Origin of the sequence: Rhodoferax sp. PAMC 29310 (genome assembly GCF_017948265.1) — a bacterium.
Classification (GTDB): Bacteria; Pseudomonadota; Gammaproteobacteria; order Burkholderiales; family Burkholderiaceae_C; genus Rhodoferax.
Genome location: NZ_CP072852.1, coordinates 835,316 through 859,219, shown reverse-complemented (window position 1 = coordinate 859,219; position 23,904 = coordinate 835,316). Strand labels below are relative to the sequence as shown.

Sequence of the window (23,904 nt, the reverse complement as noted above, 5' to 3'; positions counted from 1 at the left end):
CTAATATTTGGCATGTCTATTATTTCTGCGCTTTTTACCGACAGTCAGTCGCGGCTTTTTATTTGGCTGTTTGGTCAGCCGGAGCGGGCTTTTCATCTGAACGAGTTGCGCCGACTCACGGGCCTGGGCAGTGCTTCTTTGCAACGGGAACTCAATCGTTTGGCCGCTGGGGGGCTGGTTGATTCCACGTCGGTTGGAAATTTGCGTCGTTTTCAGGCCAACCCCCAAGCGCCTGTTTTTGCTGAATTGGTGGCGCTGACGCGCAAGACGCTAGGCACGGTTCCGATTTTGCAGGATGCCCTGTCGCCCTTGATGCCCGATCTGCAAGGCGCGTGGGTCTATGGCTCGGTAGCCAAACAAACAGATACCGCACGAAGCGATATAGATGTCATGATTGTGGGAACCAATCTGTTGCTGGGCGATGTATTGGCTTGCCTAGCGCCGGCAGAGGCGCAGCTAGGTCGAAAAATAAATCCAAGCTGTTACTCACCCGAAGAGTTTGAGCGACGTTGCGCAGAGCCCGATTCGTTTGTCAACCGCGTGTTGTCGCAGCCGACGCTTGCCTTGATAGGAGATGCGCATGAGTGTGCCCGCGCTGGATAACCTTGTCCGTATTGGTCAATTAAAGGCTGAGCCACGCAATGTGCTTGAGCTTGGCCGCATGTTGAAAATGGCCCGCACGCGCTTGGCTGACGCACAGTTGGGCAGTCTTTCTCTGGAAGGCCGTTTTACCAGTGCATATAACGCCGCCCATGCCGCAGCTTTGGCGGCCTTGCGCTGGCATGGTTACCGCAGTGAGAACCGGTACACGGTCTTTCAATGCCTTGCCCACACCATAGCTTGGCCGCCAAACCGCTGGCGTGTACTGGATGCTGCGCATCAGAAAAGGAATTTGGCGGAATATGAGGGTTACCTTGAGGTTGAGGAATCGACCATCACCGAGCTTTGCGCATTGGCGGCAAGCCTTATTGCTGATGTGCAAGCGTTGACGGCGCAATAACCGCTTTACCCGCCATAACAAAAACCTGATTCACCATGCCAATTGTTATTACCGGAGCCGATGGTTTTATCGGCAAAAACTTGCAACTGCGCTTGGCCGAATTGGGCCACGCGGATGTCGTAGGTATCACCCGCGCTACGCCACAGCAAGCTATGCAGCAGGCGCTGGCAGCAGCCAGTTTTGTGTTTCATCTGGCGGGGATCAACCGCCCGCAAGACCCGGCCGAATTTGTTACGGGCAATGCTGGGCTAACCCACACCGTTTGTGAAGCCTTGACCGCAGCAAAAAACCGTGTGCCCATGCTGCTAGCCTCGTCAATGCAGGCCATGCAAGACAACCCTTACGGCCGCAGCAAGCTGGCCGCTGAAGGCGCAGTGCGCGACTACGGTGCTGCCACCGGTGCAGCGGTGCATGTTTTTCGGCTGCCCAATGTGTTTGGAAAGTGGTGCAAGCCCAATTACAACTCGGCGGTCGCCACGTTTTGCCACAACATTGCGCGCAGCCTGCCGATTCAGGTCAATGACCCGTCAGCACCAGTCACGCTGGTGTATGTGGACGATGTGATTGAGCGCTTTGTTCAGTTGATGGACGGTGCCGACGCAGCCTTGGATGGAGATGGTTTTTCTACCGTCACACCGCAGTACACCACCACGGTGGGTGAGTTGGCGCGCCAGATTCAGGCATTCAAGGACAGCCGAACCACGCTGGTGACTGAGCGTGTGGGGACAGGGTTGATACGGGCTCTGTATGCCACTTATGTCAGTTATTTGCCGCCGGAACTATTTGCCTACCCGGTGCAGCAGCATACCGACCCGCGTGGCACATTTGTGGAAATGTTGAAGACGCCGGATTGCGGCCAGTTTTCGTACTTCACGGCGCACCCAGGCATTACCCGGGGTGGACATTACCACCATAGCAAGACAGAGAAGTTTCTTGTCATCAAGGGCCGCGCCCTCTTCAAGTTCCGGCATATGCAAACCGGACAGCAGCATGCGCTGGAGACAAACGGTGACCAAGCGGTAGTCGTAGAAACCGTGCCAGGCTGGACCCATGACATCACCAACATCGGAGCGGATGAGATGGTCGTTATGCTTTGGGCGAACGAGGTGTTTGACCGAGCGCGCCCGGATACGTTTTCTTGTACAGTGTAAATAGGCCTCTAGCCCCCTACTGACAAGCGTGGACTGCTATTATTTTTGACATAATGAAAAAACTTAAAGTCTTATCCGTGGTCGGTACACGGCCAGAAATTATTCGGCTTTCTCGTGTGTTGGCTCAGTTGGATACCCATTGCGAACACATTTTGGTTCACACCGGGCAAAACTACGACTATGAGCTGAACCAGGTTTTCTTTGACGACCTGGTCGTGCGCAAGCCCGACTATTTTTTGAACAGTGCAGAAGGCAGCACGGGCGCGGCCAACACTATTGGCAACCTGATCATTGCGGTAGACAAGGTGCTTGCCGAGGTGCAGCCCGAAGCCATGCTGGTACTGGGTGACACGAATAGCTGCTTGTCAGTCATACCCGCCAAACGCCGAAAAATACCCATTTTTCACATGGAGGCAGGCAACCGCTGCTTTGACCAACGGGTGCCTGAAGAAACAAACCGGCGCATCGTCGACCACACGGCTGATGTCAATCTAACCTACAGCACGATTGCACGCGACTACTTATTGCGCGAGGGGTTGCCGCCCGATTTGGTGATCAAAACCGGCAGCCCGATGTTTGAGGTGTTAACCCATTACCGCCCGCGCATTGACGCATCTGATGTGTTGACCCGTTTGGACCTGGAGCCTGAGGGTTACTTTGTGGTCAGCGCGCACCGTGAGGAGAACATTGAGTCGCAGTCCGCCTTTACCAAGTTGGTGGCGGTATTGAATGCTGTTGCTCAAGACTACGGGTTGCCGGTGATCGTGTCTACGCACCCGCGGACGCAAAATCGTATTGATGCCACTGGCGCGGTTTTCCATCCGCTGGTTCGGCTATTGAAGCCACTGGGTTTTCATGACTACAACAAGCTGCAACTCTCGGCGCGGGCCACCCTGTCAGACAGCGGCACGATCAATGAAGAGTCATCCATCTTGAATTTTCCCGCCCTGAATTTGCGCGAGGCTCACGAACGCCCTGAAGGCATGGAGGAAGCGGCAGTAATGATGGTTGGGCTTGAAGTTGAGCGGGTGCGGCAAGGGCTGGCGATTTTGGCAACGCAACCACGCGGAGCTAGTCGGGTAGACCCCCACGGCATCCGTCAGGTAGCCGACTACAGCATGCCCAACGTCTCTGACAAGGTGCTGCGCATCATCCACAGCTACACCGATTATGTGAATCGTGTGGTGTGGAAGAAATACGTCTGAAGCATTTTGAAAATTCTGATCGTCAGTCAATATTTCTGGCCCGAAAATTTCAGGATCAATGATCTCACGCAAGAGCTCGTGCAACGTGGGCACAGTGTGACGGTTTTGACGGGCATTCCCAATTACCCGGCCGGGCGAGTGTTTAACGCATACGAAAAAAACCCCAAGGCATTTGAACAGTACAGCGGAGCACGGGTGTGGCGGGTTCCCATGTTGGCGCGGGGCCACGGGGTCGTGCGCCTGTTTTTGAATTACCTGAGCTTTGTGATCGGGGCGTGCCTATATGGGCCATGGCGGTTGCGGGGCCAACAATCGGATGTCATCTTTGTTTTTGAGCCATCACCTGTGACGGTGGGCCTGCCAGCTATCTTGCTTGGCCAGATCAAGCGGGCGCCAGTTGTATTTTGGGCGCTCGACCTGTGGCCGGAAACACTGGCTGCCATAGGCGTTGTGCGCTCACCGAGGGTGTTGCGCTGGGTCGGGCATTTGGTGAAGTTTATTTATGAGCGCTGCACATTGGTCCTGGGTCAATCGCGCGCCTTTCTGGCGAGCATTGCCAAGTATTGTTCTGACGCACAGAAGATTCGTTATTTTCCCAGCTGGGCGGAAGAGGTTTTTAATGAATCTGATTTGATGCCAGCACCTGAGGTGCCCGTGCTGAAGGGTGTATTCAATGTGCTTTTCGCTGGCAATATTGGTGAGGCGCAGGACTTGCCTGCGGTTCTGGAGGCTGCCGAGTCCCAGAAACACAACGGCGCTATCCGTTGGCTGATTGTTGGCGACGGGCGAAAGTCTGAGTGGCTTCTAGAAGAGGTGTTGCGCCGTGGATTACAGGCCAACGTGCTGTTATTGGGTCGGTTTCCGGTGGAGCGCATGCCGTCTTTTTACGCGCATGCCGATGCGCTGCTGGTTTCGTTGAAAAAAGACCCGGTGTTTAGTATGACCATCCCGGGCAAGGTGCAGTCTTACCTGATGGCGGGTGTCCCACTTTTGGGAATGCTCGATGGTGAGGGGGCGAAAGTCATCACAGAGGCGAATGCAGGCCTGGTGTGCGCAGCGGGTGATGGGGGTGGGCTAGCCGCAGCGGTACTACAGATGGCAACCATGCCTGTCGATCAACGGCAGCAGCTTGGTGCGAATGGCCGTGCTTATGCCCAGAAAGAGTTCGGTCGCGGGCTACTGATGGACCGATTGGAAGTGCTGCTGCTTGAAGCTGCAGACCTGTATAAGAAAGCAATGGTGACGGCGTGATCTTGGTTACCGGTGCAACAGGCTTTGTTGGCAAAGCAGTCGTGCAGCGCTTGCTGGCTGATGACGAGTCTAAGCGGGTGGTGGTGGCTGTGCGCCGTGATGGGCGGCAATGGCCAGAACAAGTGCTGCCTCGCGTGACGGGCGACTTGGAGCCCGCGACCGACTGGTCACTTGCGCTTAAAGACGTGTCCGCTGTGGTGCACCTTGCCGCACGGGTCCACGTCATGCACGACACCGCCGCCGATCCGTTAACGGCTTTTCGCTCCGTCAATGTGGAGGGCACATTGAATCTGGCCCGCCAAGTTGCAGCCGCAGGGATAAAGCGTTTTTTGTTTATCAGCTCGGTCAAGGTCAATGGCGAGTCCACGCCACCTGGGCGAGCGTTCGCAGAATCTGACGCCCCGAACCCGCAAGACGCCTACGGCCAGAGCAAGTACGAAGCCGAACATGGTTTGCGTCAACTCGCGGCAGACACGGGCATGGAGGTGGTCATCATCCGCCCGCCGTTGGTGTATGGCCCCGGCATCAAGGCCAACTTTGCCGCCCTCATGCGCGCCGTGCAGCGCGGCTGGCCCTTGCCGCTGGGTGCGGTGCACAACCAGCGCAGCCTGGTGGCACTGGACAATCTGGTCGATTTCATCGTCACCTGCATCACCCACCACCAAGCGGCCAACCAGACATTTCTGGTGAGTGACGGGCAAGACCTGTCCACCACCGAGCTGGTGCGTGGCATGGCGCGTGCGGCCGGGGTGCCTGCGCGACTGCTGCCAATCCCTGTATGGGTTTTGCAAGCTGGGGCTGGCCTGCTGGGCAAAGGGGATGCGGTGCAGCGTTTATGTGGCAATTTGCAGGTTGATAGCTCTAAAGCGCGTCACCTGCTGGATTGGACTCCTCCGATTTCGGTAGACGAAGGCCTGCGCAGAGCGGTAGCAGGCAGTTGAGTCATGGATTGCCGCGCGACCGGCAGAGTTCCTTTGTATTCGAAACGCCTTAAAATTTGTCTATGCGTCTATCTATCGAACAAGTTGCAGCCATACGCAGGGAGGTATCTCTGACTGCGGGTGACTCAGCGCGGGTCTGGCTGTTTGGCTCACGGGTACTGGATGACGCGCGTGGTGGCGATATCGACCTGCTGCTGGAGCTTGATGAGTCTGTAGCTGAGCCCGCCCAACTCTCCGCACGGCTTGCAGCCCGGGTGTCAAGATGCCTATACGGTCGAAAAGTCGATGTATTGGTTCAGGCGCCCAACTTGCTACGTTTACCCATCCACGCCATAGCGCGTGCAGAAGGAGTTCGGCTTTGAAAATATCAGCATCACTGGCTGCACGCCTTGAGTTTTTGTCACGCGTGACAACCAAGGAATGCCAACACCTGTTGGACACGGATCGTCGTTTGTTTGCAAAACTTTTCACGATCGAAGAGGCCAAAAAGGTCGAGACAGACCCCCTTCTGTCTGAGCGTTTGGATGCGTTCGTTAGCCGTTTTGGCCGTCTGCAAGACACGGTAGGCGAAAAACTGCTACCCGCGCTACTGAGTGCCTTGGCAGAAACGCTTGGCCCAGCAATTGACAATCTCGACAAAGCAGAAAAGTTTAGGTTCATCGAGTCTTCCGATGGATGGTTGGAAATGCGCAGACTCAGAAACCAGATGGTGCACGAATACATAGAGGATTTGGTTGTGCTTGCCAGCGCCTTGCGTAATGGCCATGCATTTGTGCCAACTCTTGTGGCTGCGGCCCGCCGGTGTGTGGCCGAAGTTGAGCGGCTACTTGGTGCCACTTCCTGAATCGGGCGATCAACCAGACTTTTTGCGGGTGACGGAAAAAACTTGGGGAAAGGGTTTGCACCGTGTCGCCTCAGGTATAAAAATAATGAAAAGAGCGTTTGATCTTTTGTTGGCTGCCGTGGCATGCATTTGTTTACTGCTCCCGGTCATGCTGGTTGCAATATTGGTGCGCTTGTCCTCCAAAGGCCCTGCCCTGTATTGGTCTGATCGTGTCGGCCGCAACAATCAGATTTTCAAAATGCCAAAGTTCCGCAGCATGCGGGTCGGCACCCCGGCCGTGGCAACCCACTTGCTGGCAGACCCAAAGGTCTACTTGACACCTATTGGGTCTTTTCTGCGCAAAAGCAGTCTGGACGAGCTGCCGCAGTTGTGGAGCATTCTGGTTGGCGACATGAGTTTTGTTGGGCCGCGCCCTGCCCTTTTTAATCAACATGATCTCGTTGAGCTGCGCACGCAGGAAGGCGTTCATGAATTGATGCCCGGGCTTACCGGCTGGGCGCAAGTCAATGGACGAGATGAAATTCCAATTCCTGACAAGGTCAAACTGGATGCGGCCTATTTGCGTACTCGGTCAATCTGGCTTGACATTCGCATACTCTGGATGACGCTCATCAAAGTCCTCAATCGTGACAACGTATCCCACTAACCAATCGATGGATGACCCATTCGTCTGATGCGCTCTGAAATAGCAAGCACTACATGATCAACCAAATTGCAGCCCCGCTGCTAGCCTTGCCTCGCCCGCTCAAGCGTCTCTTGGCTTTGAGTGTGGACGCTTTTCTCTGCACCGTGACCGTTTGGCTCGCGTTGTGTTTGCGGCTGGATAGCTGGGTTCTGCCAGTGGGCAACCAGTGGTTCGCTGTTTGGCTTTCACCGATTTTGGCACTGCCCATTTTTGTAGTTTCAGGTCTGTACCGGGCGATATTCAGATACGCGGGCATGGCTGCGTTGATGGCCCTGTCCAAGGCGATCTTTATTTATGGCGGGATTTACGCCACGATACTGATTGCATTCGCACTGCCGGGTATTCCGCGAAGCCTTGGTATTCTGCAACCTCTCATATTGGTTTTGGCAGTTGGCGCGTCGCGTGTGATTGCCCGGTACTTTCTTAGCGGCTCTTACCTCAGCATTTTGAAGCGAAGCGCTCTGCCCAAAGTACTGATTTATGGTGCCGGTTCAGCCGGTCACCAACTCGCGGCGGCGATGTCAAACAGTATGGAGATGCGGGCTGTTGGCTTCCTGGACGACGACCCCCGCCTGCATGGGCAAGAGATTGGCGGACTTCGCATCTATGACCCGGCACGGCTCACCGACTTGGTGATCAAGTTGGAAGTGAGTGACGTGTTGCTGGCCATTCCTTCAGCACGCCGGCAACGGCGCAATCAGATATTGGAAATGGCGCGACGGTCTCACATCGCAGTGCGCACCCTCCCCGGTCTAATGGAGCTGGCGCAAGGGCATGTGCATACCAGTGACCTGCGTGAGCTAGACATTGAAGACCTTTTAGGTCGGGAAACCGTTCCACCGGACGCCTCCCTGCTCAGAAAAAACATTGAGACAAAAGTCGTCCTGGTCACCGGCGCTGGCGGCTCCATTGGCAGCGAGCTTTGTCGGCAAATCATCAACGCGGGTCCTGCGAAACTCCTGCTTGTTGAAATGAGTGAATTTGCACTCTACGCGGTGCATCAAGAACTGGCGCAGATTTCAATTGAAACTACTGGGCCGAAAACCGAGCTAATTCCACTTTTGGCGACGGTGCGTGACGAAGACCGCATGCGCGAAATCATCAGAATTTGGCGACCACACACCATTTACCATGCGGCTGCCTTCAAGCATGTTCCCATGGTCGAGCACAACCCGGCTGAAGGCATCAAAAACAACGTCTTGGGCACTTTAACAACGGCCGTGATCGCACTGGATGAAGGGGTCAGTGATTTCGTTTTGATTAGCACCGACAAAGCCGTTCGCCCTACCAACATCATGGGTGCGAGCAAACGACTGGCAGAAATGGTGTTGCAGGCGATGGCGGCGACTGCCGTTGAAAAACAACAGAACACGCGATTCTCCATGGTCCGCTTTGGGAATGTTTTAGGCTCCTCTGGATCTGTGGTGCCGCTGTTTCGCCAGCAAATCAAAGACGGCGGGCCAATCACCTTAACCCACGCAGATATCACCCGCTACTTTATGACCATACCTGAGGCGGCCCAATTGGTCATTCAAGCGGGTGCGATGGCCAAGGGTGGCGATGTGTTTGTGCTGGACATGGGAGAACCCGTGCGCATCATTGATCTGGCTCGGCGCATGGTCGAGCTTTCAGGCCTCAACGTGCTCGACAGCGCGAACCCTGACGGCGATATTGCGATTGAAGTCACCTCGCTTAGACCTGGCGAGAAACTCTATGAAGAGCTGTTAATTGGCAATAATCCCCAGTCGACCTCTCACCCTCGAATTATGAAAGCGCAAGAAGACTTCTTGCCTTGGCCCGAATTGATGGTGCAGATGAACATGCTGAAGGACGCTCTAAACGCGAATGACGTTCCAACTATTCGTACTTTGCTAAAGGTACTGATAGATGGATACCAGCCTGAGAATCCTGTCGTTGATTGGATTCATTTAGCACAAAAAACTAATGAAAAACCTTGGGCAATTGAATTGACTTGACTGATCTGCATTTATCCTCAGGTTACAAAAACTTGGAGTAAACCCTTGACCTCTTGCGAGAAATGAGATTGCATTCGACAAAAAATGGCCAAAAACAGCTCATTTTCGTCAATGCACCTACCTCTTTTCAACGAACGCTGTGTTGCCAATGAGTGAGTGCGGGTAACTGGGGTAACATTTTTAAAACTCAAAGAGCAGCGCAACTGCCATCTGCACTAGTACAGGCCTGAGCTATCAGATAGTCGTAAAGCTTGCCTAGGAGGGCCAAGTTTTTCCAACTAGTGCGGTCACTGGTGGCAACTTTTCTATTTCACATGCATTTCCAAAATCTTTTCCGCGCGCGCGTATTTGTTGGCATTATTTCTGCAGGCCTAAGTTTTGGTGGATGGGGTCAACCCTCCAATGGAACTATGACGAGTAACTCCGGTGCAGCAACCAGTACGATGTCAGTGTCTAGCCCCACCACCATGGAGACCATGGCCGCCACGCCTGACGCGGCAGAATCATCACAAAGCCCCTCCGCAACCCGCGTTCGGCCTAGCACGCAAACCAGCCAGTTTCAACGATTCGTGCAGGAGTCCACCGGGCGAATTCTGCCGGTTTATGGACAAGCATTGTTCAACTCGCCCCAAGCCTACGCAGCAGACAACGCGCTTCCTACACCGTTGGATTATGTATTGGGGCCTGGCGATGAAGTTCGCCTCCAAGTATTGGGGCCTATTGAGTTCAACGCTAACTTAACAATTAACCGCAATGGCCAGGTCAACCTCCCCAAAGTTGGCTTGGTTACTTTAGCGGGAACTGCTGTAAGGGATTTGGACCAGACACTGCAAACCCAGCTTGGCAAGGTATTCACCAATTTCACAGCCAATGCCACCATGGGTCGATTGCGCGGCATTCAAGTCTATGTCGTCGGTCAAGCGTCCCAGCCTGGCACGTTTCATCTTTCCAGTCTCAGCACCCTGGTGAACGCACTGTTTGCCAGCGGCGGCCCCACTGCCAACGGGTCCATGCGCAATATTGAACTCAAACGCGCGGGCAAGACGATCAGCACACTTGACCTGTATAACTTCATAGCGCGCGGCGACAAGACGGGCGATCAACCCCTTATGTCTGGTGACGTCATCGTGATTCCGCCCGTCGGCCCACGTGTCGCACTAACCGGCGTCATCGATCAGGCCGCTATTTATGAACTTAAACCCGGATCGTCCACTATTGCCGATGTACTGTCCCTAAGCGGCGGTGTGCCCGCTTTGGCAACACGGCAAAAGGCTGTTCTGGAGCGAATCAACCCCCTAAGCAACCCACCCCGCCAAGTGCAAGACCTCGTGCTCGATGCACAGGGCTTGAACCAAGGATTGAATGACGGCGACGTGATTACCTTGCTTGGCATCAGTCCGGCCTTCGCCAACGCGGTCACCCTTCAGGGAACGGTTGCGGCACCGCTTCGTTACCGCTGGTTTGAGGGCATGAAAATACTCGACCTTATCCCCGAGCGCGACGCTTTGATCACTGGCGACTACTACAAGCGGAAGAATCTGCTGGTTCAGAATTCCGAGTTGGCTGAAAACGCTGGTTCAGGGGTTGGCAGCCGCATCAAGAGCATGGTGGACCAGATCAACTGGGAATACGCGGTCATTGAGCGCCTTGACCGAAGCCAACTTAGCAGTCAATTGATTCCATTTAATTTGGGGAAGGCCGTCTTGCAGCGCGACCCTGCGCATAACTTGGCGCTGCTGCCAGGTGATGTGGTGACCATACTCAGTCAAAATGATTTGCGCGTGCCTAATGAACGCAAGAGTCATTTGGTCCGGGTTGAAGGTGAAGTCGCCGTGCCCGGTATTTATCAAGCAGTGCCAGGCGAAACACTGGCCCAACTTCTTAAGCGAGTGGGTGGCTTGACGCCTCAAGCCTACCTCTTTGGTGCCGAGTTGACCCGCGAGACCGTCAAGGTACGCCAGCAATCCAATTTAGACAGCCTGATTCGAAAACTCGAAGCACAAGCTCAGGCGCAAGCCAGCAGCGCCACAGCCAATCTGAGTGGCGACCGTGCCGCACAGGCCCAAGCCCTTCAACAACAACAGCATGCGCAATTGAAAAGCCAAATCGATCGCCTCAAATCTTTCAAAAGCAACGGGCGTATGTCGTTGGAACTCGACCCCCGCGGTCAAACCCTGGCCGCCCTCCCCGCCTTAACGCTAGAAGATGGTGATCGAATCCTGATTCCCGCTACCCCCGGTTTTGTATCTGCGTTTGGCTCTGTCAACAACGAAAACGTCAGCATCTACAAGCCAGGCAAAACAGTCGGCGATGTCATCCGCACTGCCGGCCTGACAGAGGACGCTGAACCAGACCAGGCCTTTGTCTTGCGCGCCGACGGCAGCATCATTGCTCGTAGAGACAATAGCGGCCTGTTCAGTGGCAATTTTGAATCCATCGCCATCATGCCCGGTGACACCGTAGTGGTGCCCGCCCAAATTGACCGCGAAAGTCGGTACAACTTCATCACACGCGTCGTCAAAGACTGGACCCAGATTTTTGCGAATTTGGGTCTGGGCGTGGCTGCAATCAACTCCATCAGCAAGTAAGCCATGAACTCCAACGACGACCTCGCTGGCGGTGCACGCCTGCTTGCCCCTGAAGATGATGAAATCGACTTGCTGGATCTACTGCAAGTAGTGGTTGACAACCTGCGCCTTCTGGTTCTGGCCCCCTTGCTGGCAGGCTTGACCGCTTTGGGCATTGCCTTTGCGATCGCCCCCACTTACACCGCAGCCACGGTATTTATGCCCCCCCAGCAACAACAAAGCGGTGCTGCTGCCATGCTGGCTGGTCTTGGAGCGTTGGGTGGTCTGGCGGGTGCTGCATCGGGGATAAAAAACCCCAATGACCAGTTCGTGGCTTTCCTGAAGAGCGAATCTATCGCAAACAACTTGATCGATCGTTTCAAACTGATCGAACGCTATGAATCGAAGCTAAAAACTGATGCACGGGGAACACTTCAGGCTGCCAGCAACATATCTAGTGGCAAAGACGGACTCATCTCTGTCGAGGTGAGCGATACGGACCCCGCCTTCAGTGCCCAACTTGCCAATGCTTATGTTGAAGAGCTGGGTGACATGTTGACTCGCTTGGCCGTCACAGAAGCTCAACAACGGAGGGTTTTCTTTGAGAAGCAACTCTTACAAACCAAGAACCAGCTGACCCAGGCGGAACAAGCCTTACAGACCGGTGGCGTCAATAGCTCGGCGCTGAAATCAAGCCCTGAAGCAGCTATCAAAGCCGTGGCTGAATTGCAGGCTCAAATTGCCGCGCAAGAAGTCAAGCTGGCCAGCATGCGAGGCTACCTGACCGAATCCGCCCCCGATTTCAAACAAGCCCTGACCGAACTGGGAGCGTTGAGAGCGCAGTTCAGCAAAGCCGAAAAGACAACCACCCCACCAAGCTCAGGTGACGCCGACTACATTGCACGTTACCGCAATGTGAAATATTTTGAAACACTCTTTGAGTTGTTCGCCAAACAGTTCGAATTGGCCAAAGTAGACGAAGCAAGAGAAGGTGCCGTCATACAAGTTATTGACATCGCCCAGCCACCAGAGCGAAAAAGCAAGCCCAAGAAGGCACTGATTGCCGTTCTAACGACCCTTGCCACGGGCATGGTGCTGCTGCTTTTTGTGTTCATTCGAAGCGCCATTCGCGGTGCGGCGCAGTCAGCAGAGTCCGCAGAAAAATACCAGCGACTAGGCCAGTCGTGGCGCAGGGCTCTAGGGCGGTCGAGCCAGCAATAAAAAAATAAAGATAAAAACATAAAGATAAAAATGGGAGTCAAAAATGTCAACCTATCTGCTGGTGTTTTCCGCCACGTGCCTAGTCGCTATCCTGCTTATCTCCAGCCAAAACTGGCATGGATGGCTGACTAATGACAATGCAGGCGGTGTTCAAAATCATCATGAGCACCCAACGCCACGCGTGGGCGGCATAGCGGTTTTTTGTGGCTTATTGGTCGCCACCTACTCAGCTACTGGTGAGGCCGGAGTAATTCTTCGCACCGTCCTGCTGGCAGCAGTCCCGGCATTTTTTTTTGGCTTACTGGAAGACATCACGAAGCGGGTGGGCGTGACACCGCGATTGTTGGCCACCATGCTCAGTGGTGTGCTGGCTTGGTATCTATCCGATGTCGCCATGAGGGACACCCGCATCCCCACGCTTGATTGGGCACTGCAGTTCACGCCCTTTGCCGTGTTGTTTACGGCATTTGCCGTTGGCGGCGTCAGCAACGCAATAAATATCATCGATGGGTTTCATTGCACTCAAATTTTCTGACCCAACAGCTGCAAGCGTCTGTTTCTTGCTAGCCGTTTGCTCAGTCGGGTTTTTAGTTGCCAACTGGCCTCTTGGGAAGCTGTTTTTGGGTGATGGGGGAGCCTACCTGCTCGGCTTTATGGTGGCATGGATGGCAGTGCTGTTGCCAATGCGCCACGTACAGTTTAGTGCGTGGACCACACTCATGGTCTGTGCCTATTCCGTATTGGAAGTCGCTTCCTCCGTTGCTAGAAAACGAAGAAGAGAGGGGCACCACCCCGGCCAGCCTGACAAGGCTCACCTGCATCATTTTTTACACCGCCGGGTTGTTCGCAAGGTTTTTCCGAACATGAGCCGGCGGCTCCAAAATGGCATGACGGCGCCACTATGCTGGCTTGTTGCGCTTATTCCCGCCACTTGGGGCTATTTTCTTGCAGGGGAAACCGGCTTTCAAATGCTCGGATTGGCGTTAGCCGCCCTCGGCTATGCAGCCCTTTACGCCCGGCTAACCCAGTTTCGCTGGTGCGTAAGCGCTGCGAGTATGAGACCCGCCATTGCCGGCGTTAACTAGTTTTTGCACTTCATGATTGACATCAAAATAGCCATCATTGGCTTAGGCTATGTTGGACTGCCATTGGCGGTTGAATTCGGTAAGCAACGACCTGTGGTCGGCTTTGACATCAACCTCAAACGCATTACTGAACTCAAAAGCGGACATGATTTCACGCTGGAGACCTCTCCTGAAGAGTTGAAAGCGGCACAACTGCTGAGCTTTACCACTGAGCTAGATGACCTAAGCGCCTGCAATTGCTACATCTTTACGGTTCCGACCCCCATCGACGCACACAAGCGCCCCGATCTCACCCCGCTGCTTAAGGCCAGCGAGGCTGTTGGTAAAGTGCTGAAAATCGGCGATATCGTCATTTATGAGTCAACCGTATACCCTGGTTGCACTGAAGAAGACTGCGTGCCAGTGCTGGAGAAATTCAGCGGGCTCAAATTCAATCAAGACTTTTTCTGCGGGTACAGCCCTGAGCGCATCAACCCTGGCGACAAAGAGCACCGCGTCACCACCATCAAAAAAGTAACCTCCGGCTCCACCCCCGAAGTGGCTGACTTGGTCGATGCGCTCTACAACGAAATAGTCACCGCAGGCACCCACAAAGCCAGCAGCATCAAAGTGGCCGAGGCGGCCAAAGTCATTGAAAACACCCAGCGCGATGTCAACATCGCCCTCATCAACGAGCTGGCCCTCATCTTTAACAAATTGGAGATCGACACTGAAGCCGTCTTGCAGGCCGCTGGTAGCAAGTGGAACTTTTTACCATTCAGGCCGGGCTTGGTCGGGGGCCATTGCATTGGCGTGGATCCCTATTACCTCACCCACAAAGCGCAGTCCATTGGCTACCATCCCGAAATTATTTTGGCGGGTCGCCGCTTGAACGACGGCATGGGCGCCTATGTGGTCACCCAACTCGTTAAAACTATGACCAAACGCCGCCTGCCAGTGCAAGGCGCGCGCATCTTGGTTATGGGACTGACATTTAAAGAAAACTGCCCCGACCTGCGCAACACCCGCGTGGTAGATATCGTCAATGAACTGGCGGACTACGACGTGCAGGCCGATGTGTTTGACCCCTGGGCTGATGCCACGGAGGCACAGCACGAATATGGCATCACCCCCGTGTTGCAACCAGCACTGGGCGCCTATGACGGCATCATCATCGCCGTGGCCCACCACCAGTTCAAAACCATGGGCGCAGCCGCTATTCGCGCTCTAGGAAAACCTGAACATGTGCTGTATGACCTGAAGTACCTGTTGCCGGCGGTTGATAGCGATATACGCCTCTAACGCCCTAAAAATAAGCGCAGACAGCTATCAAATTTAGAGCACTCATGACCGCCTTCAACCAACTTCAAACCCGCCTGCAATCCGAGCCGAACACCTGGCTGGTGACCGGCGTGGCCGGCTTCATCGGCAGCAACTTGCTCGAAACCCTGCTCAAATTGAACCAGCGAGTGGTTGGCCTAGACAACTTTGCCACCGGCCATCAGCGCAACCTCAACGAGGTGCAAACCTTGGTCACACCCGCGCAATGGGCCAATTTTCAGTTCATTCAGGGAGACATCTGTAACCTGGTGGACTGCCAAAAAGCCTGTGCTGGCGTTGACTTCGTCTTGCACCAAGCCGCACTGGGCAGCGTGCCACGCAGCTTGGCTGACCCCATTACCACTAACGCCACCAACATCAGCGGTTTTTTGAACATGCTGCTGGCAGCCCGCGATGCAAAGGTAAAAAGCTTCACCTATGCTGCCAGCAGCTCCACCTATGGCGACCACCCCGGCTTGCCCAAGGTGGAAGACACCATTGGTAAGCCACTCAGCCCTTACGCGGTGACCAAGTACGTCAACGAGCTTTATGCCGACGTCTTTGCCCGCTGCTACGGCTTCAACACCGTGGGCCTGCGGTACTTCAACGTGTTTGGGCCCCGCCAAGACCCCAATGGCGCCTATGCGGCCGTTATCCCTAAATGGACCGCGGCCCTACTCGCGGGTGAACCGATTTACGTGAATGGCGACGGCGAAACCAGCCGCGACTTCTGCTTTGTAGCCAATGCTGTCCAGGCCAACTTGCTGGCCGCCACAAACACGACCCCCGAAGCGAACAACCAAATCTACAACGTCGCAGTGGGCGACCGCACAACGCTCAACACGCTTTTCTCACTGCTGCGCGACAACTTGGCCGCCTACGGTGTCAAACCTGACACCCAACCAATCCACCGAGACTTTCGAGCAGGAGATGTGCGCCATAGCTTGGCCGACATTGGCAAAGCGCAGCAGCTTCTGGGTTATGCCCCCACCGAGCGCATCGAACAAGGTCTGGCAAAAGCAATTCCTTGGTATGTTGCAAAAAATATTACGTAAAAACAACGTATACCCTATACAGAATATGCGTGAGTAGCTATTAATAGCATAGCAGAATCAATAATGTCAAAACCCATATACGTCACCCAGCCCTACTTGCCGCCTCTGGAGGAGTTCATTCCCTACCTGGAGAAAATTTGGGACAAAAAGATTCTCACCAACGGCGGCCCGTTTCACCAGCAGCTGGAACAAGCGCTGTGCGACTACCTGGGCGTCAAGCACATCTGCCTGTTCACCAACGGCACCATTGCGCTGGTCACCGCGTTGCAGGCGCTGCGCATCACCGGTGAGGTCATCACCACGCCGTATTCATTTGTGGCCACCGCGCACTCATTGCTCTGGAATGGGATCAAGCCTGTCTTTGTGGACGTGGACCCGAACACGCTGAATCTGGACCCGGCCAAGATCGAAGCTGCCATCACACCACAGACCACGGCCATCATGCCTGTGCACTGCTATGGTCACCCTTGCGATGTTGATGCCATCCAAAAGATTGCCGACAACTACAACCTTAAGGTTATTTACGACGCCGCACACGCCTTTGGTGTTCAGTGTCATTGCGGGAGCGTACTAAATCATGGTGACCTTTCTGTGCTCAGTTTTCACGCCACCAAGGTGTTCAACACCTTTGAAGGTGGAGCTATCATCTGCCCTGATGCGAAAACTAAGCAACGCATCGACCACCTGAAAAACTTTGGCTTTGTGGACGAAGTCACCGTCGTCGCCCCAGGCATCAACGGCAAGATGAGCGAGCTAAACGCCGCCTTTGGTCTGCTACAGCTCAAGCACATTGACGCGGCACTGTCCCGCCGCAAAGAAATTGATATTGCCTACCGTAAGCAGCTGTCTGGCGTCAAAGGCATTCAATGCATCGACGACTCGGGCCAAACTGAATCCAATCACTCTTACTTTCCCATCCTGGTGCAGCCGGATTACCCACTGAGCCGTGACGCCCTGTACCAAAAGCTAAAAGACCATGGCATCTTTGCGCGCCGTTACTTCTACCCACTGATTTCAGACTTCCCCATGTACCGCAGCATGCCTTCGGCCCAGCGTGACAACCTGCCCGTTGCAGCCGATGCCTCGGCCAAAGTGTTGTGCCTACCAATTTATCCCAACCTGCAGCCCGATGAGCAACAGCGGGTGGTTGACCTCATTCGAGGAGCCTGAAATGACGATGTTGAGCCGTGAGGCCATTGAACGCCTTGGCTTTGCAGCGGTGGGGGACAACGTCCAAATCTCAAGCAAGGCCTCGTTTTACGGAATCAGTCGAATCGCATTGGCAAATGACGTCCGTATTGACGACTTTTGCGTACTGTCTGCAGGTGTCGGCGGCATCAGTGTCGGCCACCATGTTCATATCGCCGTTTACTCCTCATTGATTGGCGCCGGACAAATCACGCTTAGCGATTTCTGCAATATCTCCTCCCGCGTTTCCATCTACTCCAGTAGTGACGACTTTTCGGGCGCCACAATGACCAACCCGACCGTACCCAGCAAATACACGGGCGTGACCCACGCCAATGTTTTCCTGGGCAAGCACGTCATCGTGGGCTGCGGCAGCGTTATATTGCCCGGCGTCACGCTGGAAGATGGTGTTGCCGTTGGGGCGCTCAGCTTGATCAATAGAAACTGCGAAGCCTTTGGCATCTATGCCGGCAATCCAGCACGTCGCATTAAGGAACGCCAACGCCGCCTGTTGACCTTGGAACACCAACTCATGGCAAGCAAAGCGCAACAAGCGTAATCAGATGTCCCTTAAGCGCAACATACTTGCAAACTATGCAAGTCAAATCTACGTCACCCTGATTGGCATCGTCATGGTGCCCATGTACGTGAAGTACATGGGGGCGGAGGCTTATGGGCTGGTCGGTTTTTTTGCCATGCTACAGGCCTGGTTCCAACTACTGGACATGGGCCTGACACCCACCATGGCGCGAGAAACCGCTCGTTTTAACGGGGGGGCAACTGACGCGCTCAGTTTGCGTCGTCTGCTGCGGGCCATGGAAGGTATCTTTATCGGCGTCGCCGTGCTCGGCGGCTCGGCCATGGTGGCCGGGTCCGGCGTGATTGCCAGCAGCTGGCTGAAGGTGCAACAACTTCCTTTGACGGAAGTGCAGCACGCCATCAAGCTCATGGCGCTCATTGTTGCGTTGCGCTGGGTGTGCGGGCTGTACCGCGGTGCTATCAACGGGTTTGAGCGCCTCGTATGGCTCAGCGGCTTCAATATCGCAATGTCAACCGCCCGCTTTGTGCTGGTGATACCTTTCTTCATTTACGTCGGCACCAGCCCGACACAGTTCTTTAGTTACCAATTGGTACTGGCGGTGGTTGAAGTCGTGGTACTGATCACCAAAACGTACCGCTTGCTGCCCAAAGTAGTCGCGGCAAAGCGCACGTCGTGGCAATGGGCGCCACTGCGCAGCGTGCTCAAGTTCTCGCTCAGCATTGCGTTCACCAGCTCAGTTTGGGTGTTGGTTACGCAGACCGACAAGCTGGTCCTGTCCAAATTGCTACCGTTATCTGATTACGCCTACTTCACGCTCGCAGTGCTGGTGGCCAGCGGTGTGATGGCCATCAGTGGTCCTATTAGCGGCGCACTGCTTCCCCGTATGAGCAAGCTCGCTGCAACGGGAGACGATGATGGCGTGATTCGCCTGTATCGCAACGCCACCCAATTGGTGGGCGTCATTGCCATACCCGCCGCGCTGATGTTGGCGTTCTTCTCCGAACAAGTGCTATGGGCCTGGACAGGCGACGCCGCCATTGCCCGCCAGGCGGCCCCAGTACTCACACTTTACGCCTTGGGCAATGGCATTCTGGCCCTGGGCGCCTTTCCCTATTACCTGCAATTTGCCAAAGGAGATTTACGACTGCACATGATCGGCAATGCCTTCTTTGTCTTGTTATTGATACCCGCATTGATATGGGCCACCCTGCACTACGGCGTTATCGGCGCAGGGTGGGCCTGGTTCGGCGCGAATGCAGTGTATTTTTTGGCGTGGGTGCCCAAAGTGCACCGTCGGTTTGTCAAGGGTCTGCATACCCAGTGGCTGCTGCGAGATGTGGGCGCGATCGTGCTGCTGACCGTGCTAGGTGCCCTACTTGCGCATAGCTTGGTAACTTGGCCGCATGATCGCGGGCAGCTCGCTGTAGGCATTGCCGTCATGAGCTTGGCCATGGTCGCAATAGCCGCCATAGGTTCGTCACTGGTTAGGGAAACAATTGGCAGCAAATGGCGCGCACGCTTTGCTACGCAAGGATAAGCAATGGAAATGATTGAGAAGAAACCCAAAGTATCCGTTTGCGTGGTGACTTACAACCAGGAAAAATACATTCGCCAATGTTTACAAAGCATTGTCGATCAGGAAACTGATTTTGATTTTGAAGTAATCGTGAGCGATGATTGCTCAACAGATGGGACGCGCGCGATTGTGCAGTGGTTTGCAGAGAAATATCCAGGGGTTGTGAAGCCTATTTTTCATGAGGAAAATATTGGGGCATTCAAGAACTTTGTAACCACACACAATATAGCTAATTGTAAATTAGTAAGCCACTGTGATGGCGACGATTTATTTTTACCTGAAAAACTAAAAAAGCAGGTGGATTTCTTTGAGAAAAATTTGGATTGCACGGTAGTTTGGCATCGCATGAATCTCTTTGATGATTGGGGTAATTTCTTTCCAGGCGAGGCTGGTGATTATTCGATGTTCACCAATGGAATTGTCACATTTGAAAAAGCACTTAGATTTGGCTCGGTTGCAGCGCACAGTTCAATTATGTATAGAAAATGTGCCAGAAAAACGGATCATCCAAAATTTGATACGCTTGACTTATTTTACTCGTGGGAGTATTTAAGTTCAGGTTGGGGAGTTATATTAGACAACGTTTTAGGCGAATACAGAGTTAACTCATCTGGCTCAATAAGTAAATCATCCAACCTGCAAATTAAAGCACTATATGCTCATCACGCTGGACATTTTTTAAAAAAATACCCAAAAAAAAGAAAAGATATATTCATTTTTTCAGTGACAAATTTTTTAATTGATTTAAAAAATAGAAGAAAGACTTCAATTAATTTTTTATGGTTGGCAATTAAATCAATAAGTTTGATTAGTATTAATGAATACATAAGCCATTTGAGAAAAGTTAGTAAACTTAAAGTCCCAATTTTGCATGAGACTAGACAATAATGCCTTTATTCAGCATAATTACACCTTGCTACAACAGCTCACAGACGTTGTGGTCAACATATGAAAGCTTACTTAAGCAGTCCCACGATAGTTTCGAGTGGATACTAGTAGATGATGCTTCGTGTGATGATGGACTGACCAAATCACTTATCGAAAAAATTACTAATGAAGCACCATTTAAGGTTAAACATTCTTTTTTGAAAATTAATTATTTTGGATCAAAATCGGTATTTACAGGCTGTTTGATTGCGGATGGCAAATATGTCGCTGTGTTGGATCATGATGATCAACTTACTCCGGGTGCTCTAGCTATAGTAAAAGAATATATTGATACCAGTTGCAATGATGAACTTGTAGCGGGAGTTTGTGGAAGATGCGTCAATGAGTCCGGCTTATTAGTTGGAAAAAAATTTGACGCCGACTGCATTTTGGCAAACGAGGGAGAGATTCGATTCAAGTGGGGAATCACAAATGAACTATTTCAGTTTTCGAAAATTGAAATTATTAAGCCATTTTTTGAGCTGATGAAGCCTGGTTATACCAATGGATTTGTTTGGTCGAAGATTTCAGAAAAATACAAATATATTTATGTGAATGATGTATTACGTGTCTACGACACTGCGCTACCTTCTTCTTATTCAAACACAAAAAGCATGCTGGTAAGGTATCCGGAAGCCAAAGCGGATGCACTTAAAGCAACTATCTTTTCCTACAGGCCTTATTTGAAATTTAATATCTCTTATGGCTCTCAAATAATAGGGAGCTATCTCCGTCATACCATCAATAGTAACATTAATCTGTTTGAAGCTTGGAGTGGTTTTGATGCTGTACTTAAGGTCTGGTGTTTACTTATATACCCTGCATCAATAATGAAATCAAAAGGATGGCTTTAATGACCTTTCCAAGGCATTAAGGAACCTCTGCATAAGTCCGATTTCAACCGTTTTAGCATCCGTAACTCATTGATTCATATAGGCTGGCCGAGCCGAAATATGAGTTATGCAGACCATCCTAAAGAAAATTAATAGAAATTACAGATTAGTAATAATTATATGAAAATATATTGGCCATGGCTGTTTCTATATGTTTTTAGTAATATTTTGGCCGCATTAATTATATGGAATACAGGCGAACTTATAGGCGATCTATCTGGCATTTCGCTTTATAGTCGAACTGCCCTATTATGGGCTACCACACTTGTTGTATTGTCGTATATTGCCATCATGTGGCCTGTTTTTAAATTTATTTCGAAATTAAAAATCAAAAAGATAAATTTTTGTTTCGATGATGATCAAGTTGGCAAACGAATTGGAAAGCTATTGCTTGTGCTACAGATTTCCTTCATGATATTTAATATATCAACTGGGGTCAACATTGCGGGGTCAAGCAACAGAACGGAAGGTTCCTTATTTTCTATGCTGTGGGTTTTTATACCTACTGATGCTTTATTTTTTATCTATTATGGAATGCATCGGGAGAACAAATATTTCTACCCAAATCTTATAATCTGGTTGCTCTCGAATATTCTAAGGGGATGGGTTAGTGTTTTATTGTTTGTCATATTTTTTGAATGGTGCAGAGCCATTCGAAATAAAAAAATAACAACAGTAATTACTGCATTTATTGGCGTTGCTATTATTATAGTGTACCCTGTGGTAACGAATATTAAATGGATTTTCCGTGCGTCAGCCAACAGCAATTTATCACTTACCGCAATGGCGGCTGATTTTTTTGATGTATTGAGAGATGCAAGTTATATTACATTGATTGGCGATGGAATTTCTCATTTGATTGGCCGATTTCAAGTAACGTCAGTAGTTATTGAAGTCATGAGACTGAGTGATTTTTTACAAACTAAGCTCGCCAGTGGACAATTTACTACTTTTTGGCTGGAAGGATTTCATGGCATCGTGCTAAGTAAGTTATTTCCAAGTGAGAAATATATGTCAGCTGGTGTAGCATTTACAAAATATGGTGATTTTGGCTCGAAGTTTGAGGTTGGTGATTGGACTACAAATATTGGCTACGTAGGCTGGTTTTTTATCGCCCCGTATTTAATACCTATTTATTTAGCATATACACTTTTATTGGGGTTTATTTCTTTTTATCTGGTGAAAAAAATAGGGATTTCAGAATCCGCTAAAGACATGCTTTGGCTCGCATGGTTGGTTTATCTTATGCCACCTTGGTTTGCAGCATTCACTGGATTTATATATACTCTATTTTTGTTTCTTTGTATCAAGTTTATTTTGACTCGGTTACCGTCATTTCGATTACTGCCGAGAGTTGTTTATTAAGCTTACTCATATAATAATTGGCCTGAACGTAGGCGGCGCTGAGTTAATGCTCAAGCGCTTGATCGAATCACATCATGGCAAGGCCGACTACCAGCACACCGTCATTTCGCTCACTGGAATCGGCACCGTAGGGCAACAACTTCAAGCCCTTGGCTTTGAAGTCCATGACTTGGGCATGCGGTCTGCACTTGATATCCCGCGCGTCATGTGGCGGCTGATGCGCTTGATTCGCACAGCGCGCCCCGATGTTGTGCAAACCTGGATGTACCACGCCGATCTGCTAGGGGGTGTGGCTGCGCGGTTGGCAGGCAACCGCAATGTGATCTGGGGCATTCGCACCACCGAGGTAACGGCTGGCGGCAGCCGTGCGACAGCGTTTGTCCGGCAGTTGTGTGCCTGGCTCTCACGCACCGTGCCGCATACCATTGTTTGTGCGGCGGATGCTTCACGGCGGGCGCACATTGCCGTGGGCTACGACGCAGCACGCATGGTGGTGGTGCCCAATGGCTTTGACCTGACACGTTTGGTTGCCACGCCGGCGCAGCGCGATGCACTGCGCTTGCAATGCGGTTTTAGTTCAAATGTTGTGGTCATCGGGTATTTGGGGCGGTTTCATCCGGTCAAGGATCAAGAAAATTTTGTGCGGGCAGCTGGTTTGGTCGCGCAGCAGAATAGCGACGCACGCTTTTTGATGGTGGGGCGCGGCCTGGATGCCAACAATGCGCAGTTGGCCCAGTGGATAAATGCCACAGGCTGCCCTGACCGCTTTGTGTTGTTGGGCGAACGGGCGGATGTGCCAATTTGCCTGGCGGCGATGGACCTCTTTTGTCTGTCTTCCCGCACCGAGGGCTTTCCAAATGTGGTGGCAGAAGCCATGGCGATGGGCTTGCCCTGTGTGGTGACGGATGTGGGTGATGCTGCCATGCTGGTGGCAGATACCGGGGTGGTCGTGCCAAAGGAGGATTCGGCGGCCTTGGCGCTTGGGTTACGGCAGCTGTTGGCGATGGCGCCGGATGCGCGGCAACAGCTGGGGCAAAAGGCAAAGACTCGTGTTCATGCGGAGTTCTCCATTGAGAGAGCCCGTGAACGATTTGAGTCAATTTATAAAAAGATGGTTCGCTAAGGGAGCGTTTT

General features: G+C 52.3%; 21 protein-coding genes and 1 pseudogene. All 22 read left to right on the top strand.

The annotated features are described in order from the left end of the window. Window positions 1-12: 12 nt before the first annotated feature. The 22 genes and pseudogenes from J8G15_RS03970 (at window position 13) to J8G15_RS03860 (ending at window position 23,893) form a co-directional block, all read left to right on the top strand. A complete protein-coding gene (locus J8G15_RS03970; protein ID WP_210546265.1) occupies window positions 13-603 on the top strand; it encodes a transcriptional regulator in 591 nt (196 codons plus the stop codon). Next, a complete protein-coding gene (locus tag J8G15_RS03965) occupies window positions 581-1,000 on the top strand; it encodes a hypothetical protein (protein WP_210546264.1) in 420 nt (139 codons plus the stop codon). Before J8G15_RS03970 ends, J8G15_RS03965 begins: the two co-directional genes overlap by 23 nt. Before the next feature lie 35 nt (window positions 1,001-1,035). Beyond that, window positions 1,036-2,151 carry a capsular polysaccharide biosynthesis protein CapF gene (locus tag J8G15_RS03960; RefSeq protein ID WP_210546263.1) on the top strand — a complete coding sequence of 372 codons (1,116 nt, stop codon included), beginning with the start codon at window positions 1,036-1,038 and terminating at the stop codon, window positions 2,149-2,151. 53 nt (window positions 2,152-2,204) lie between these two features. Further along, window positions 2,205-3,356, top strand: coding sequence for a UDP-N-acetyl glucosamine 2-epimerase (locus tag J8G15_RS03955; RefSeq protein WP_210546262.1), 1,152 nt, complete (start codon window positions 2,205-2,207; stop codon window positions 3,354-3,356). 96 nt (window positions 3,357-3,452) lie between these two features. Continuing rightward, window positions 3,453-4,607 carry a glycosyltransferase family 4 protein gene (locus J8G15_RS03950; protein WP_240538434.1) on the top strand — a complete coding sequence of 385 codons (1,155 nt, stop codon included), beginning with the start codon at window positions 3,453-3,455 and terminating at the stop codon, window positions 4,605-4,607. Beyond that, window positions 4,604-5,548 (top strand): SDR family oxidoreductase, encoded by a 945-nt coding sequence (locus tag J8G15_RS03945; RefSeq protein ID WP_210546260.1) that lies wholly within the window; start codon window positions 4,604-4,606, stop codon window positions 5,546-5,548. The genes J8G15_RS03950 and J8G15_RS03945 overlap by 4 nt, the downstream gene beginning before the upstream one ends. A gap of 62 nt (window positions 5,549-5,610) precedes the next feature. After that, window positions 5,611-5,910 (top strand): nucleotidyltransferase domain-containing protein, encoded by a 300-nt coding sequence (locus J8G15_RS03940; protein WP_210546259.1) that lies wholly within the window; start codon window positions 5,611-5,613, stop codon window positions 5,908-5,910. A gap of 89 nt (window positions 5,911-5,999) precedes the next feature. Further along, window positions 6,000-6,392, top strand: coding sequence for a hypothetical protein (locus J8G15_RS03935; RefSeq protein ID WP_240538433.1), 393 nt, complete (start codon window positions 6,000-6,002; stop codon window positions 6,390-6,392). A gap of 85 nt (window positions 6,393-6,477) precedes the next feature. Beyond that, window positions 6,478-7,038 carry a sugar transferase gene (locus J8G15_RS03930; protein WP_210546257.1) on the top strand — a complete coding sequence of 187 codons (561 nt, stop codon included), beginning with the start codon at window positions 6,478-6,480 and terminating at the stop codon, window positions 7,036-7,038. Between the two features lie 53 nt (window positions 7,039-7,091). Further along, a complete protein-coding gene (locus J8G15_RS03925) occupies window positions 7,092-9,053 on the top strand; it encodes a nucleoside-diphosphate sugar epimerase/dehydratase (protein WP_210546256.1) in 1,962 nt (653 codons plus the stop codon). A gap of 410 nt (window positions 9,054-9,463) precedes the next feature. Then, on the top strand, window positions 9,464-11,641 hold the full coding sequence (locus J8G15_RS03920; protein ID WP_240538432.1) for an SLBB domain-containing protein: 2,178 nt from the start codon (window positions 9,464-9,466) through the stop codon (window positions 11,639-11,641). 3 nt (window positions 11,642-11,644) lie between these two features. Next, on the top strand, window positions 11,645-12,841 hold the full coding sequence (locus tag J8G15_RS03915) for a Wzz/FepE/Etk N-terminal domain-containing protein (RefSeq protein ID WP_210546255.1): 1,197 nt from the start codon (window positions 11,645-11,647) through the stop codon (window positions 12,839-12,841). 43 nt (window positions 12,842-12,884) lie between these two features. Further along, window positions 12,885-13,926 (top strand): annotated as a pseudogene (locus J8G15_RS21985) (glycosyltransferase). A gap of 12 nt (window positions 13,927-13,938) precedes the next feature. Next, the gene (gene tviB / locus J8G15_RS03900; RefSeq protein ID WP_210546252.1) at window positions 13,939-15,207 is read left to right on the top strand and encodes a Vi polysaccharide biosynthesis UDP-N-acetylglucosamine C-6 dehydrogenase TviB; all 1,269 of its coding nucleotides are present in this window, start codon (window positions 13,939-13,941) and stop codon (window positions 15,205-15,207) included. 44 nt (window positions 15,208-15,251) lie between these two features. Beyond that, on the top strand, window positions 15,252-16,280 hold the full coding sequence (locus J8G15_RS03895) for an NAD-dependent epimerase/dehydratase family protein (RefSeq protein WP_210546251.1): 1,029 nt from the start codon (window positions 15,252-15,254) through the stop codon (window positions 16,278-16,280). A 63-nt stretch (window positions 16,281-16,343) separates the two neighbouring features. Beyond that, on the top strand, window positions 16,344-17,450 hold the full coding sequence (gene vioA / locus J8G15_RS03890; protein ID WP_210546250.1) for a dTDP-4-amino-4,6-dideoxy-D-glucose aminotransferase VioA: 1,107 nt from the start codon (window positions 16,344-16,346) through the stop codon (window positions 17,448-17,450). Window position 17,451: 1 nt separating this feature from the next. Beyond that, window positions 17,452-18,027 (top strand): acyltransferase, encoded by a 576-nt coding sequence (locus J8G15_RS03885; protein WP_210546249.1) that lies wholly within the window; start codon window positions 17,452-17,454, stop codon window positions 18,025-18,027. Window positions 18,028-18,031: 4 nt separating this feature from the next. Next, a complete protein-coding gene (locus J8G15_RS03880; RefSeq protein ID WP_210546248.1) occupies window positions 18,032-19,546 on the top strand; it encodes a lipopolysaccharide biosynthesis protein in 1,515 nt (504 codons plus the stop codon). Window positions 19,547-19,549: 3 nt separating this feature from the next. Continuing rightward, complete coding sequence (locus J8G15_RS03875; RefSeq protein WP_210546247.1) at window positions 19,550-20,473, top strand: glycosyltransferase family 2 protein; 924 nt, start codon at window positions 19,550-19,552, stop codon at window positions 20,471-20,473. Further along, entirely contained in the window at window positions 20,473-21,366 is an 894-nt protein-coding gene (locus J8G15_RS03870; RefSeq protein WP_210546246.1) for a glycosyltransferase family A protein, read from the top strand. The genes J8G15_RS03875 and J8G15_RS03870 overlap by 1 nt, the downstream gene beginning before the upstream one ends. Window positions 21,367-21,525: 159 nt before the next feature. Next, a complete protein-coding gene (gene wzy / locus J8G15_RS03865; RefSeq protein ID WP_210546245.1) occupies window positions 21,526-22,770 on the top strand; it encodes an oligosaccharide repeat unit polymerase in 1,245 nt (414 codons plus the stop codon). A gap of 58 nt (window positions 22,771-22,828) precedes the next feature. Then, on the top strand, window positions 22,829-23,893 hold the full coding sequence (locus J8G15_RS03860; protein ID WP_240538431.1) for a glycosyltransferase: 1,065 nt from the start codon (window positions 22,829-22,831) through the stop codon (window positions 23,891-23,893). Window positions 23,894-23,904: the final 11 nt, after the last annotated feature.